This window comes from Rhodococcus sp. IEGM 1241 (assembly GCF_033142365.1).
GTDB classification, from domain to species: Bacteria; Actinomycetota; Actinomycetes; order Mycobacteriales; family Mycobacteriaceae; genus Rhodococcus_F; species Rhodococcus_F erythropolis.
Genome location: NZ_JAWLSE010000006.1, coordinates 74,812 through 89,038, shown reverse-complemented (window position 1 = coordinate 89,038; position 14,227 = coordinate 74,812). Strand labels below are relative to the sequence as shown.

General features: G+C 61.1%; 14 protein-coding genes. 8 read left to right on the top strand and 6 right to left on the bottom strand.

Annotated features, from left to right (window positions below; translation table 11 throughout):
• Positions 1 to 11: 11 nt before the first annotated feature.
• A complete protein-coding gene (locus tag R4P70_RS24550; RefSeq protein WP_195791610.1) occupies positions 12 to 788 on the bottom strand; it encodes a TetR/AcrR family transcriptional regulator in 777 nt (258 codons plus the stop codon).
• Between the two features lie 65 nt (positions 789 to 853).
• Between R4P70_RS24550 and R4P70_RS24545 the strand changes: the two genes are divergently transcribed.
• The 4 genes from R4P70_RS24545 to R4P70_RS24530 are packed head-to-tail and all read left to right on the top strand — an operon-like array spanning position 854 to position 5,680.
• A complete protein-coding gene (locus R4P70_RS24545; protein ID WP_031332762.1) occupies positions 854 to 1,693 on the top strand; it encodes an alpha/beta fold hydrolase in 840 nt (279 codons plus the stop codon).
• Positions 1,694 to 1,749: 56 nt separating this feature from the next.
• On the top strand, positions 1,750 to 3,516 hold the full coding sequence (locus R4P70_RS24540) for a multicopper oxidase family protein (protein WP_317832230.1): 1,767 nt from the start codon (positions 1,750 to 1,752) through the stop codon (positions 3,514 to 3,516).
• Between the two features lie 36 nt (positions 3,517 to 3,552).
• Complete coding sequence (locus R4P70_RS24535) at positions 3,553 to 4,767, top strand: CaiB/BaiF CoA transferase family protein (RefSeq protein ID WP_195791609.1); 1,215 nt, start codon at positions 3,553 to 3,555, stop codon at positions 4,765 to 4,767.
• A gap of 1 nt (position 4,768) precedes the next feature.
• A complete protein-coding gene (locus R4P70_RS24530; RefSeq protein ID WP_019746578.1) occupies positions 4,769 to 5,680 on the top strand; it encodes a hydroxymethylglutaryl-CoA lyase in 912 nt (303 codons plus the stop codon).
• 6 nt (positions 5,681 to 5,686) lie between these two features.
• Here the strand turns inward: R4P70_RS24530 and R4P70_RS24525 are convergent, their stop codons facing one another.
• From R4P70_RS24525 to R4P70_RS24505, 5 genes are all read right to left on the bottom strand, one after another.
• On the bottom strand, positions 5,687 to 5,992 hold the full coding sequence (locus R4P70_RS24525) for a hypothetical protein (RefSeq protein ID WP_019746579.1): 306 nt from the start codon (positions 5,990 to 5,992) through the stop codon (positions 5,687 to 5,689).
• A 47-nt stretch (positions 5,993 to 6,039) separates the two neighbouring features.
• Positions 6,040 to 7,137 (bottom strand): hypothetical protein, encoded by a 1,098-nt coding sequence (locus tag R4P70_RS24520; RefSeq protein WP_047888090.1) that lies wholly within the window; start codon positions 7,135 to 7,137, stop codon positions 6,040 to 6,042.
• Entirely contained in the window at positions 7,134 to 8,390 is a 1,257-nt protein-coding gene (locus R4P70_RS24515; protein ID WP_259349257.1) for a sensor histidine kinase, read from the bottom strand. Before R4P70_RS24515 ends, R4P70_RS24520 begins: the two co-directional genes overlap by 4 nt.
• Positions 8,333 to 8,575 (bottom strand): LuxR C-terminal-related transcriptional regulator, encoded by a 243-nt coding sequence (locus R4P70_RS24510; RefSeq protein ID WP_029254309.1) that lies wholly within the window; start codon positions 8,573 to 8,575, stop codon positions 8,333 to 8,335. Before R4P70_RS24510 ends, R4P70_RS24515 begins: the two co-directional genes overlap by 58 nt.
• A gap of 190 nt (positions 8,576 to 8,765) precedes the next feature.
• The gene (locus tag R4P70_RS24505; protein ID WP_019746583.1) at positions 8,766 to 9,470 is read right to left on the bottom strand and encodes a LuxR C-terminal-related transcriptional regulator; all 705 of its coding nucleotides are present in this window, start codon (positions 9,468 to 9,470) and stop codon (positions 8,766 to 8,768) included.
• Positions 9,471 to 9,653: 183 nt separating this feature from the next.
• Here R4P70_RS24505 and R4P70_RS24500 point away from each other — a divergent pair, with 183 nt between their 5' ends.
• From R4P70_RS24500 to R4P70_RS24485, 4 genes are read left to right on the top strand one after another with little or no spacing between them, the layout of a single operon-like run.
• Positions 9,654 to 10,178, top strand: a complete 525-nt coding sequence (locus R4P70_RS24500; RefSeq protein WP_020968240.1) for a TetR/AcrR family transcriptional regulator — start codon at positions 9,654 to 9,656, stop codon at positions 10,176 to 10,178.
• Complete coding sequence (locus R4P70_RS24495; protein WP_317832222.1) at positions 10,175 to 11,659, top strand: NAD(P)/FAD-dependent oxidoreductase; 1,485 nt, start codon at positions 10,175 to 10,177, stop codon at positions 11,657 to 11,659. Before R4P70_RS24500 ends, R4P70_RS24495 begins: the two co-directional genes overlap by 4 nt.
• The gene (locus R4P70_RS24490) at positions 11,656 to 13,371 is read left to right on the top strand and encodes a GMC oxidoreductase (protein ID WP_020905937.1); all 1,716 of its coding nucleotides are present in this window, start codon (positions 11,656 to 11,658) and stop codon (positions 13,369 to 13,371) included. The genes R4P70_RS24495 and R4P70_RS24490 overlap by 4 nt, the downstream gene beginning before the upstream one ends.
• Positions 13,355 to 14,002, top strand: a complete 648-nt coding sequence (locus R4P70_RS24485; RefSeq protein WP_060939238.1) for a hypothetical protein — start codon at positions 13,355 to 13,357, stop codon at positions 14,000 to 14,002. Before R4P70_RS24490 ends, R4P70_RS24485 begins: the two co-directional genes overlap by 17 nt.
• The last annotated feature ends 225 nt before the right edge of the window (positions 14,003 to 14,227 follow it).

Sequence of the window (14,227 nt, the reverse complement as noted above, 5' to 3'; positions counted from 1 at the left end):
ATGTGTTCGAGTCAAGAGTGTTTTCGAATCCTCGATTCGATCCCGTCAAGGAGGATCTGTAGGCCCTGAGTAAATGACTCTTCGGTTTCTCGTTCGAGATAGAAGTCGCCGCCCGGTACCGGTGGGGCCTCCCGACCCAACTGCATCGTGTGGGGGAAGTCGTCCGCGAAATCCGGTGCAGCATCGGCCAGTGCAGCAGAAGACTCTGCCCACCAATGAAATTCGGAATCTCCGATGGTCGAGGCGCTCCGGATCTCAGCTAGGGTCCGCGCGGACCCCCGGATGAAATGGAAAAGCATGCTCACCGATCTGCGGATGGTCGGAGCATTGAGACCCGTGGAGTAGAGAATGGACAGGAGTGATTCGAGTCCTGCCTGCTCGTGCGGACCCAGGACGGGGCGCGCCAACGAGACATCCAATGTCCACGGATGGCGTGTATGTAGGGCGAAGAGTGCGGCGGCCCAGTCGGACAGTGCCATGCGCCAGTCGCCGGTGTCTGCGATCGGCGGTAGCTCGCCATGCACCCGGTCGTACATCAGGTCCAGTAGTTCGTCCTTTCCCGGTATGTAGGTGTACAGAGACATCGCAGTGCGGCCGAGGTGGTCGCCGATCATGCGCATCGACAACGGTGTCGTGGGGTTGGCGTCGGCGACTTCGATCGCGGCGTCAACGACTGAGTCCGTGGACAGCGCGGGCTTCGGTCCTCGGCGGCCGGAAGGCGTCTCGGGTTGACGCCACAGAAGTGAAATCGTGCGTGCGATATCGCGTCGGCCTGCCTGTTTATTCATCTTGTCGCTTTCGTGGAGTCGCGCTATTCTTAATTACTTTACAGTGTAAAGATTTGGGAGTGGGCATGGTTGAGGCAAGACTTCACGACGGGACAACTATCGATGTCGAGGTTCTCGGACATGGCCCCGCCGTGCTGATGCCCGTGAATCCGATTTCGGCTACCGGCATCAAGGCTGACGAACTGCGCGCCTGGGGCGTTGACCCCTCGCTCGGTCGAACATTCATGGAAGGGTTGGCGTCGAACTTCACTGTGGTTGCCTTCGACTACGAAGGGCACCGGATGGCGTCGCCCGCTCCGGACACGCTCACTCCCGACAACATCACGTCCGACATTCTGGCTGTGGCGAATTCGGCTGGGATCGACCAGTTCGCCTACTACGGATACTCCTGGCTGGCTCTGTGCGGATTGCAGTTGGCGCTGCGCACCGATCGTCTGACCACACTGGTCATGGGTGGTTTCCCGCCGGTGGATGGGCCGTACAAGGCGATGCTCCAGGTTACCGAAGCTACACACCGCATGACGAGTGAACCGCCCCAGCGCACATCGCAACCCACGGCATCATCAGACGAGTTCGATTGGAACTCCATCGACATTGCGTTGACCGGAGCGCAGACCCGGCAGTTCGTGACGCTGTACCGCGCACTTGGTGAATTCGACGATCGAACAATTCAAGGGCGCATCCTTTGTCCGCGAATGTGTTTCGTCGGTTCGCAAGACGTCATCGAATACGGTGACCGATGGGGTGGGGTACGGGTCGCGCCGGCCGATCTCGACCTCGACGCCGCTCGGTCAGCAGGGTGGGATATCGAGGTACTAGACGGTCTGGATCACACGCAGGCAATGCAACCGGCTCATGTTCTACCCATTCTCAAACCTTGGTTGGAGAAGGTGGTCGGTGTTTGACCGTGCGAGCACACGGGTAACCCGCTCCGGATGCCGTCAGCGTGAGGGGGCCGTGAGTGGACGAGTCACACAAGATCCGTCGACGATCGTTTGTTCAAGGGCTTGGCTTGCTGGCCGGCCTGAGTGCATTGTCCGCTGGATCAGCGACAGCTCGACCCCCTGACATCGATCCGCTACGCCCATTCCAACTTCCGTCACCCCGGCTGGAACCGTTTCGGGAGACCCTTCCTGTCCTGCCGGGCATTTCGGGTGGCAACCTGGAGCTTCGCGCGGCTTCGTCGATGCACCGTTTCCATCCGGACCTACCGTCGTCGCCGTCGCTGGGTTACGGCGGAATGGATTATCTGGGCCCCACCATCGAAGCTCACGTCGATCAGCTCGTCACAGTCCGATATGCCAATGACATTTCTGCGTATCCGCTTGCCGCGGATGTCGATCCGGGTCTGCACGGCGTCAGCGACCTCGACCGCACACAGGTCCCCACCTCGCTTCACCTGCACGGAGGAGTTACTGCACCACAGTTCGACGGACATCCGGAGTTGATCCAGCGTCCGGGCGAAGGTTTGGTCCACGAATACACGAATGGTCGTGCCGCCGGCAATCTCTGGTACCACGATCACGCCATGGGAATGACGCGCCTCAACGTCTACGCCGGATTGGTCGGGATGTATTTTCTCCGTGACGACGTTGACACGGGCGCCGCCGGGAATTCTCTCGGCCTGCCGACCGGTGAGTTCGAACTCCCGATGATTCTGCAGGACAAGGTATTCACTTCCGACGGTCAGCAGAGTGTCCGTTCCACGTGGCTCACTCCGCAAGGTTCATGGGATCCGGCGACCCCCGGTGACGTTGGCGTGGTGAACGGCGTCGTGTGGCCGAAAGTGGAGGTTGCCCGCGGCCTGTATCGATTGCGACTGCTCAACGCCGCAACCTATTCGGTGTGGAATCTGCATTTCGCAAATCGTTTGCGGTTCTGGGTGATCGGGTCCGAAGGCGGTTTACTGGCCGCTCCGGCGCCGACGGATCACGTCCGGTTGAGTCCGGGTGAACGCGCTGATCTGCTGGTCGACTTCAGTATGCTCGAGCCGGGCACAACGGTGGAATTGCGCAACGACGAACCGGTACCCCTTGCGGTGGCTCAACGCGGCACGCAGGTGATGCCGGTGTTCTGTCGGTTCGACGTGGGCAGCGCAAAGGGATTCACCGGCTCGATCCCGCAGCAGCTGAATTCCGTTGCCGCCGAACCGGCGTCCCCGGATGTGGTGCGAAATCTCACGATCATGCAGCTGTCGCGTCCGTCGGATTACCCGTCGATCACTATGTCGCTCAACAATTTGAGGTTCACCGATTCGGATATCGAACTGCCACGTCAGGGGGCCGTCGAGCAATGGAATCTGATCAACATCACCACGGAACCACATCCGATTCATCTGCACCTGGTGGCGTTCCGCGTTGTGGGACGCCAGAGCCTCGACACTGCAGCACTGATGCAGCGGTATCCGGTGCCTGACTTGGGGGTCCGGTGGACGCCGTCGGCGGAGGAATTCGTGACCTCTTCGCTGCGGCCTCCCGAAGTGTGGGAAACGGGGGAGAAGGACACGGTCATCGTGGATGCCAACTCGATCACCCGCGTGATCGTGCGCTTTCCGACGGCCGACGAGTTGGGCTTCGATCCGGATGCAACTTTCGCGAGAGGTTCCATGGCAGATCACTCGGCGCACGGAGAAGCTGGCATGGGGGACTTGCAGGGGTACGTCTGGCACTGCCACATGCTCGATCACGAAGACCACGACATGATGTTGCGATACCGGGTGGTGACGTAGCCTTCAAAGGGAGAAAAGTTCCCAGAGGAGGCAGCTGTGTCGGAAGGTGCGCCCACCGGGCCCCTGGACGGATATCGGGTGATTGAACTCGGAACCTTGATCGCCGGGCCCTTCGCCGGGAAATTGCTCGGCGACATGGGAGCCGACGTGATCAAGATCGAATCACCGGACCGTCCAGACCCGCTTCGCACCTGGGGTCAGGCAGAGCAGGACGGTCATCGATTCTTCTGGACGGTTCACGCCCGCAACAAGCGGTGTGTGACGTTGGACCTTCGCGTCGACGCGGGCCGAGACCTGTTTCTGAATCTGATCGAACATGCCGACGTGGTGGTCGAGAACTTCCGGCCGGGCACCCTCGAGAAGTGGGGTCTGGGATTCGACGTGCTCAGCGCGCGCAATCCGAAGTTGGTGTTGGCCAGGGTATCCGGCTACGGGCAGAGCGGACCGCAAGCCAGGAGTGCCGGCTACGCCTCGGTTGCCGAAGCAGTCAGCGGGTTTCGGCATCTGAACGGTTATCCTGGGCAGGCACCTCCGCGTATCGCCCTTTCACTCGGAGATTCTCTCGGTGGGATGTTCGCCGTTCAGGGAGTGCTGGCGGCGTTGCTCTCGCGAGAGCGGACCGGCCGTGGTCAGGTGGTCGACGTCGCCCTCACGGAATCCTGTCTGGCGGTGCAGGAATCCACGATCCCGGACTACGATCGGGGCGGGATCATCCGGCAGCCCTCGGGAACGAGGTTGGAGGGTATCGCGCCGTCCAACATCTACCAGACCTCTGAAGGAAACTGGGTGGTGATCGCGGCCAATCAGGACACGCTCTTCGTGCGTCTGTGCACCATCATGGGTCGACCGGAACTAGCGCAAGACGACCGATTCTCCAATCATGTTGCGCGTGGCAAACATCAGGACGAGCTCGACGAATTGATCAGCGCCTGGGTTGCGCTCCAAGATCCCACCAGTCTCGTGGAACGCCTCACCGAAGTGGGAGTTGTTGCCGGGCCGATCAATACGGTTGAAGATGTGGTCAAGGATCCGCAGCTGATCGAACGGGGGATGCTCGTCGACCACTACGACGAGCGGATCGGGGAAAACGTCCTCGGCCTGGGCGTCGTGCCTACATTCAGTGAGACACCCGGATCCGTGCGCAACGCGGGAGCAGCGTCGCCGGGGTACGACAACGCTTCGGTCTGGGGTGGGCTCCTCGGACTCTCGGGCGACGAGCAGACAGAACTGAAGAAGAAGGGCGTGATCTGACGTGTCGGTACCTGAAGCAGGTGTTCCCGCGGTCAGCATTCGTGAAGTCGGGCCACGGGATGGGTTGCAGATCGAAGACCCGGTCTCGCTGGCGGAGAAACTTCGTCTTGTCGAAGCTCTGGCTGCGACAGGTGTTTCGCGCATCGAGGCGACGTCGTTCGTGTCACCGCGTGCGGTGCCGGCACTGGCCGACGCGGAGTTGTTGGCCGCAGAGTTGCACCAGTGGCCAGGCATCGAGTTCTCGGCATTGGTCGCCGGAATCGGTGGAGCGAAACGGGCCGTTGCTGCAGGAATGAAAACCGTCGAATATGTGGTGTCGGCATCGAATAGCCACAGCGAGGCCAATACTCGGTCGACGACGGAGCAAGCGACCGAACGTATCGGAGAGGTCGTCCGGATCGTCCACGAGGCTGGTGGACGGGTGGAGGTCATCGTGGCCACAGCCTGGGACTGTCCGTTCGACGGTCCAACCGATCCGGACCGTGTTCTGCGGATTGCGGAGCAGGCCAAAGAGTTCGGCGCTGATCAGTTCTCGATCGCGGATACCATCGGCACTGCCACACCGGGACGCGTCGGACGGTTGATCGACGCTGTCGGCGAAAGAGTGGGTGACTTCGGCTTGGGTGTGCACTTCCACAACACGCGTGGCGCTGGTCTTGCCAGTGCGTTGGCGGCTGTGCAGCACGGAGTTCGAAACCTGGATGCGTCCACCGGTGGCCTGGGCGGTTGCCCGTTTGCTCCTGGTGCCAGTGGCAATATCGCGACTGAGGAACTGGTCTACATGCTCGAAGACATGGGCATTGCGACAGGTATCGACCTGGATGCGAGCATTCGTGCCGCTGCCGTTGCAGAGGAGATAGTGGGCCATACGGTTCCCAGTAATCTTCTCCGCGCCGGCGATCGGAAGCGATAGGGACCTTTACTCTTCTCGGTTGGGTGATGCCAGCTGCAGTTTGACCAGCTGCTCGTGTGCCGCCGGCGGCCAACCGATGCGCTGTTTCTCCAGATACCATGCACCGGCGGCACATGCGATCGCGAGGACGATCCAGATCGCTACGCTTCCGATCTGAGAGCCCAGGTCGCTCGATGAGGATACTTCGCCCGTGCTGTAGTCGTATTCCGTTGTCGTGGTGATTCCCTCGACTGCGAAGGTCCACAGAATCGGAAGGGCACACAGTGCGGCAAGGGCGCGTGCAACATGTGCTGGACGCAGTTCGAAGATCATTCATTTCTCCTGGTGATCGACGCGGTGAATCTCACTCTCCTCGAAAGCTATTCGGGATCGACGGCGCTGTCTGTAGTCGGATCGACGGACATGGACGAGGCGCCGAGTTCCCTCTGATCTCCCTGCCGTAACAGCTGCATTCCGTTGTGATCGAACTCGATTCGTCGAACGTCTTCAGTGTCGACCAGCATCGTGGCCATTGCGGTGCGCCGAGGTGGAAGGATCCGAATGGTCACTTTGCCTCGCGTGATCGCGGTGAGTTCCCGGACGATGCTCGCGTGGATTCGGTCGCGCACGGCGGGGTCAGCACCATCCATTCCGTGGTCGTCGAGCAGGACTACCTCGACGCCGCGGTTTCGAGTGGCATGCACAGCATCGATGACATCTGTCTGTTGTAAGCCAGGCGCCCTCAGCGAATCTCGGAGTTGCGCCTCGAGGAGTTCGCATTCTTGCCGCTCGGCGGTTGTCAGCGGAATCCCGGAAGCGACCCGTTCGAGGAGTGGGCGCGCAAGTAGATCGAGCCTGTCGAGTTGCGCGTCGCGTTCCTCGAGAATCGCAGCGCTAGCGGATGCGGAGGCAATTCGTTGGGTGGACTGCTCCCGAAGTTCGTAGATAACCCTGGCTTGAGGACGGATGGTGTACGCGAAGAAGGTCGACATCAGAACAGGGCCCGCGTTGATGACCGTCAACGACACTCCGTACATGGCCCCCTGGCCGGTAGTGGAGGACCAGATGGCGGTCACCAACACCATGAGCCCAAGCCCGAGCCACGCGAGTGCTGTACGCCCACGAACGCACATGAAGGTGAAAACGGCCGTAGACATCCCGAACATCCACAATTGAGTCATGTCGTTGACGGGCACTGGAACCACTGACAACACAAGGCCACTCGTGACGGCGCCAGTCAGAGACACCAGAACGCTCTGCCCCAGCGGCATCGGGTCGCCTCGGCTCAGAACGAGTGTGAAAGCCGCAGTTGAGCACACGATAATTGCCAAGACCATCGGCCAGACTGCGCGGACGTCGGAGGAGGTGTACGCGACCGAGATCACGCAGGTGAGCGCGAAGCATGCAGCCATGAATCGAGCAGCACGGCTGTGCATACCGAGGAGATCGCGGACATCTCGTCCGTCCGGTCTGGTCATGCCATCACCGCTGCGGGCAAGCTCAGGGTCAGAGTCACCGAAGTGCCGCGGCCGGGTGACGATCGAATGGTTGCCGATCCGCCGTCGAGTTGGCGCATTCTGCCGCGGATGCTGACAGTGATTCCGAGGCGATGCGTCTCGACGGAGCTCGGATCGAAGCCGACGCCGTCGTCCGCGACGACTACTTCGAGGTGGGTGGCGGTTGCCGTGACCGTGACCGAACGCCGTGCACTGCTTCCGGCGTGCTTGACGCTGTTGCGCAGCGCCTCGGCCATCGCACCGGCCATCGCACGAATCGAGTCGGGCGCGTATCCGCTCGGATCGGACCCGACTGACAGGGCGGTCTCGAACGTGATGTTTTCGTCCACTTCCGAAGCGGCTGAACGCAACTGAGCGAGGATTCCGTCGAAGTCGAAACTCGTCTCGTGATCGGTTCCGGAGCGGAGTTCGTCAAGCCTCTCGACAGTCCTTCGTGCCTGAGCGATGACCGAGGGATCGGCATCGTTTCTCGAAGCAGCGAGCAGGGTGGACATCACGGTGTCGTGGATGAGTGCGTCGAATCTCTCGCGTTCGACGGACTTGGCCTCGGCCGCGGCGGCGCCTGCCGCAGCGGCATGAGTGGTGGCGATAGTTGCATCCAGCACTCGACCGGTACGCAAGGCCATGACGGCCGCTGCGACGAATACCGCGCAAAATGTCCAGGCGAAGGCGAGGTCGGGAACAAGTAGGTGCGTCGTGGGACTCGTCCGGATTATGTGATTGGTCAACTGTGCGAGTGTTGCCGCCACGAAAAGGTGCACGACGGCAGCGGCCGGTCGCCAAGCCGCAGCTGCCGCAAGGCTGGCGACGCCGGGGAAATTGGAAATCCACAAGGTGAAATCCGTGACGTGCTCACCATTCCAGGCCGGCCACCACAGGAGGATGACCACGACGTAGAGGAGCGCATTTGCACTCGCGGCTCGTTTCACCCACCGGGTGTCTGCGTGAAACGTCGATGCTCCCAATACCAGTCCACTACCGAAAGTTGCGACCACTGCCAGCGGGGTCCACCAAGACGCGGACATCGCAGTGGCTTCGGCAATGGCAGGGGCGAGCAATATCAGATAGCAGACATAGCCTGCGCCGATGAAACGGCCGAAGAGCCTGAGAATTTCGTCAGAAGCAGTGGCTGTTTTGTCGAAAGCAACTTTGTCGATCAGAGTTCGTCGATCGTCACTATCTGATCTTGTATCGCTCGCACGAGTAGTTCGCATTTCGTCGGTGCGTTCCTTCCAACGTCGGCATACTTCTCGCGAATCCGGGACAGGTGGGTTCCCACCGTTCCCACGCTTATGTAGAGGTTTTGAGCGACGCGTGACTTCGAATCACTCAGTAGCCATTCCCTGAGAACCTCGACTTCGCGCTCCGAAAGGTGCGGTCCGACAGGCTCTTGTGTCATGCAGTTTTCCACAGTGACGGTCATGAGTTTCGTCTTTCTTTCGTCTAGCGGAATGACAGACTCCCCGACAGTGCCGTCTTCTTACCAGGTGAATGTAAGTCGAAGTTGGCCATTTTTCCCAGACATCAATTCCTCTGCCCATATTTCCAGGGGCAGCCTCAGCGAAAGCAATCGTTACCGAACTTTTTCATTACTGAAGGTCATTGTTAGTCAAGGTCAGATTTCTACCGAGATTTCTGCGTTCCGGAATCGGTAGCACCCCGTCCTCGACCGCGCGTTTGTACAGATCTGTCTTTGTGGGGGCCGGCCGTCCGGCAGCCGCATATTTCTGCCTGATGCGTTGGAGATAATCGTTGACCGTCTGCGGCGCCAAACCGGTGAGTCGCGCAACCCGATCTGCCTTCTCTCCGGATGCGTAAAGTTCGAGGACCTCGAGTTGTCGAGGGCTCAGACCCACCTCGTCGAGACCTGGATCCCCGTCGATTGCGGCAGCCCACTCTGTCGTCACAACCTGCCTTCCCGACGCGGCGGCGCGTATTGCATCAATCACGACGGCAGTCGGTTCGGACTTGCGCACAACGCCCAGTACGCCGGCACGGGCGGCCGAGCGAACGAGGAACGGGTTTTCCGCCCCGGTGAAGATCAATGTCTCGAGCCCCGCGGCCCGCAGTTCCTCGACGTTGCTCTTGGGCGATGAACCGTCGGCCAGTCGGAGGTCGAGAATTGCCAGATCCAAGCTGACGTTCTGAGCGAGCATCTCGGACACAGTGGTCGCGATGCACACCAACTCGATATCTGGCTCGTCCTTCAGCATCACGGACAAGCCGATAGCCACCGACTCGTGGTCTTCCACCAGTCCGACACGGCGGTGTGGAAATGCAGTTTGCTCTGGCACAGCGATTGTTTCCCTCCGCTCGATGCGAGGACGTTATCAGGCAGAGCTGACTGATCGGTATGTTACGTATCAAGATTTGAAGTCAGCCTGGACTGTTTTACGTTTCGGCTCTACAGTTGTCTTGTGACCGAGACCACTTCCGATGCGAAAGTAAGCCGTACGCAGGCCGAACGAACTGCCGCGATGCGTGGGCGCCTGCTCGACGCCGCCGTCGAATCGCTTGTCGAACTGGGCTACGCCCGGACCAGCACCCAAGAGATCGCCCGTCGCGCAGGGGTCTCGCGAGGTACGCAACTGCATCATTTTCCGACCAAGGAATCGCTGGTCGTTGCCGCCGTCGAGTATCTGGTCGACAAGCGACTGGAAGAAATCCTCACCGCTGAAGTGGATCGCGGCCGAGGTCTCGAGGTCCTGGCGGATGCGTTCTCCGGGCCACTGTTCTACGCCGCCCTCGAATTGTGGGTCGCGGCGCGAACCGATCCTGTTCTGCATGCGGCGACGGTGCCCCTCGAACGCAAGGTCAGTGAGGCACTCGAGTTCGGTAGCGCCGAGTTGTTCGGCGATCGATTCGATTCCGAGTCGGTCGAACTCACCATCGAACTCGTCCGCGGTCTTGCAGTCTCAGCCCTTTTCCGTACACCCGAAGCCGACGACGCGCTCAGAGCGCGACTGTTGCCGGCCTGGCAATCCCGAGTGGAGAAGAAGTGAAGCTTCCCGAACATGTCGAAACATTGATCGTCGGTGCCGGATTCGCCGGTATGGGCTTGGCGGCCAGAATGCTTCGTGACAACCGAACGGCGGACGTCGTGTTGATCGAGCGCGGAGCTGATATCGGTGGCACCTGGCGAGACAACACCTACCCAGGTTGTGCCTGTGACGTGCCGACGGCGCTGTACTCGTATTCTTTTGCGCCGAGCGCCGATTGGAGTCATACCTTCGCTCGTCAGCCCGAGATCTACGACTATCTGAAGAAGGTGGCGGCAGGCACCGGCATCGTGGATCGCGTAGTCCTGAACTGCGAACTCGAAGCTGCTGTGTGGGACGAGGATGCGGCGCTGTGGCGTGTTCGGACATCCCGAGGGGCATTGACGGCCAAGACGCTGGTCGCTGCGACCGGGGCATTGTCGACTCCAAAGATTCCCGACTTTCCCGGTCTCGACCAGTTCTCCGGTACCACTTTCCATTCGGCGACGTGGAACCACGAACACGACCTGCGTGGTGAGCGCGTAGCAGTGATCGGAACGGGAGCGTCGGCAGTCCAGTTCGTTCCCGAAATTGCCGACCCTGCTGCCCATGTCACCGTGTTCCAGAGAACTCCGGCCTGGGTGATTCCGCGAATGGATCGCACCCTGCCTGCGGCGCAGAAGGCCGTCTACTCGCGGATTCCCGCTACGCAGAAAGTTGTTCGCGGAGCGGTTTATGGTTTTCGCGAGTTGCTCGGTGCCGCGATGTCACATGCGACGTGGGTCCTGCCGGCCTTCGAGGCGGCCGCGCGCCTCCATCTGCGCAGACAGGTGAAAGATCCGGAGTTGCGCCGGAAACTGACTCCCGATTTCACGATCGGTTGCAAGCGCATGCTTCTGTCCAACGACTGGTTGCGCACCCTCGACCGCGCGGACGTGAGCCTGGTCGACAGCGGGCTCGTCTCGGTCACCGAGGGCGGGGTGGTCGACGGGCACGGAGTCGAGCACAAGGTCGACACCATCATCTTCGCCACGGGGTTCACGCCGACGGAACCGCCTGTGGCGCATCTGATCACCGGAGAACGTGGCGAAACGCTGGCCGCGCATTGGAACGGTAGCCCCAATGCCTACAAGGGCACTGCGGTCAGCGGGTTCCCGAATCTGTTCCTCATGTACGGTCCGAACACCAACCTCGGACACAGTTCGATCGTGTACATGCTCGAGTCCCAGGCCGAGTACGTCAACGACGCGTTGAACACCATGAAACGTGAGCGACTGGACGCTCTTGATGTCAACGAGTCGGTACAGGTGCACTACAACAAGGGAATTCAGCACGAGTTGCAGCACACGGTGTGGAACAAGGGCGGATGCTCGAGTTGGTACATCGATCCGGAGGGGCGCAACTCGGTGCAGTGGCCGACGTTCACATTCAAATTCCGTTCGCTGCTGGAGCATTTCGATCGTGAGAACTACTCCGCTCGCAAGATCGAAAGCGTCCAGGCATGACCACGACGCACTACGACGTGGTGGTAATCGGATCGGGATTCGGTGGCAGTGTCGCCGCTCTTCGCCTGACGGAGAAGGGCTACCGGGTCGGGGTGCTCGAAGCCGGTCGACGGTTTGCCGACGACGAGTTGCCCGAAACCAGTTGGCGAATGCGAAAGTACCTGTGGGCGCCGTGGATCGGATGTTATGGGGTTCAGCGTATCCACCTTCTTCCGGACGTACTCGTGATGGCGGGAGCCGGCGTCGGGGGCGGATCGTTGAACTACGCCAACACGTTGTATCAGCCACCCAAGCGGTTCTTCGAAGACCGTCAGTGGGCGCACATCACGGACTGGCACGACGAACTGGCGCCGTACTACGACCAGGCCAAACGGATGTTGGGTGTTCGCACCAATCCGTCCTTCACTCCGGCCGATGCGGTGATGAAAGACGTAGCCGAAGAGATGGGCGTGGGGGAGACCTTCACGTCCACCCCCGTCGGTGTTTTCTTCGGGGAGGCAGGAGTTTCCGTGCCGGACCCGTTCTTCGGCGGAAAAGGGCCCGAACGCACCGGTTGCACCGAATGCGGGGGATGCATGACCGGGTGCCGAGTCGGGGCGAAGAACACGCTGGTCAAGAACTACCTCCATCTCGCCGAGCAAGCGGGCGCCAGGGTTCATCCGCTCACGACCGTCACCGAACTTCGGCCGAGCGCAAGCGGTGGTTATCACCTGCTCGCGAGGCGAACGGACGGCGTCCGCCGGCGAGAAGTTCTGTTCACCGCCGATCAGGTGGTGGTAGCCGCCGGAACGTACGGAACGGCGAGACTGCTGCTCGGTATGAAGGAATCCGGTGCCCTGCCTGACCTGTCGGACACTCTGGGCACCGTTGTACGTACCAATTCCGAAGCCGTACTGGCCGCAACGTCGAAGTCGCGTCGACGGAACTTCACGCAGGGCGTAGCGATCACATCGTCCTTTCACCCGGATGATCACACGCACATCGAGCCGGTGCGATACGGCAAGGGCAGCAATGCAATAGGACTTCTGCAGACCGTCCTGAGTGACGGCGGTGGGCGAACTCCCCGGGTGCTGAAGACTCTGGCGGTCGCGGCACGGCACCCCGGTGCGTTCTTCCGGTCCTTGTCGGTACGGAACTGGTCCGAGCGAACCGTCATCGCGCTGGTGATGCAGACCGACGACAACTCCCTCGAGCTTTCCAAGAACACCAAACGATTCGGGCGTTCCCTCACCAGTAGGCCGGGACCGGGTGATCCACCTCCCCAGTGGATTCCGCAGGGCCATACAGCTATTCGCAAGGTCGCCGAGAAGATCGACGGCGACCCGGGCGGTTCCATCGCCGAGATCGTGAATATCCCGATGACGGCGCACTTTCTGGGTGGCTGCGCAATCGGTGACAGCGCGGCGAGTGGCGTCGTGGATCCGTATCTCCGTGCTTACGGACATGCCGGCCTGCACGTCATGGACGGTTCGGTCGTGAGCGCGAATCTCGGCGTGAATCCTTCCCTGACCATCACTGCGCAGGCGGAACGAGCGTGCGCGATGTGGCCGAACAAAGGTGCCGCAGACGCCCGCCCGAAGACCGGCGAACCATACGTACGTATCGATCCGACGTTGCCGTCCAACCCGGTGGTGCCGACGCATGCACCAGGTGCTTTGCGGCTTCCCCTGACCGTTCGAGCTGAGAAGGTGTCCGATGTGGAGCGTGCCTGAATCGACAAGTGACCGCGTCGACTGGCCGGTGAGCGATCCGCCGCCGTGGCCTGCTTCCGTTCGCGCAACACTGTGGTGGCACCGCAGTACGCCGGCGGCGCGGGAACTCGGGCCAGACGGTCGAACGATTCCGGTGACGGTGGCAATGATGGTGGACTACCTCGATTCGCCGGTCGGCCCGTATCGCGAGATCCTCGCCAGTCCGGTCTTGCATGCGCCAGGGAAACGGATCGGGCCTATGCCGCGGATGGCGGTCCCTTTCATCGCGGTGGATTCGGAACCGTCGGTGCACGGCGGACGGTTCCACTGGCAACTACCCAAGGTCCTGGCCGAGTTCGACGGAGACGTGCAGCAGAAATTCACTGCAACCGGCGACGGATGGCAGGTGCGTTCGGACACGCGGATGCTCGGGCCGCGTCTGCCGATTGCCGGGGCGTTGGGATTTGCGCAGCCGGAATCCGGTGGAGGTCTGGCGATCGCGTCGGCCAGACTGACGGGGTCGTTCCGATATGCGCGCGTGAGCGTCGAGGCAGAGGGGCCGACACTGCCGAACTGGTTGGCATCGGGCACTCATCACGGCGCCGTGATTCTGGGCGGAAAAATGACTACGGGAGCAGCCAAGCACCGATAGCAGGGGGTTGACCTGCGAAAGAACGAGCAAGGCCGCCCGTCAGTGATTGGGCGGCCTTGCTCGTGTTGTGTAAATAGGTTAGGTGTCGACGTCCCACAGGCGCCTCTCGGCGGGTGGTCGCTCGCAGCGACAAAAGGGGTGGGGCCCGGGGCTTGTTCGGACGCCGACAGGGTGTTCAACGGTGGTCTCCCCGGATTTGTTCCCGCCCCAGGTATGTGACGCCGG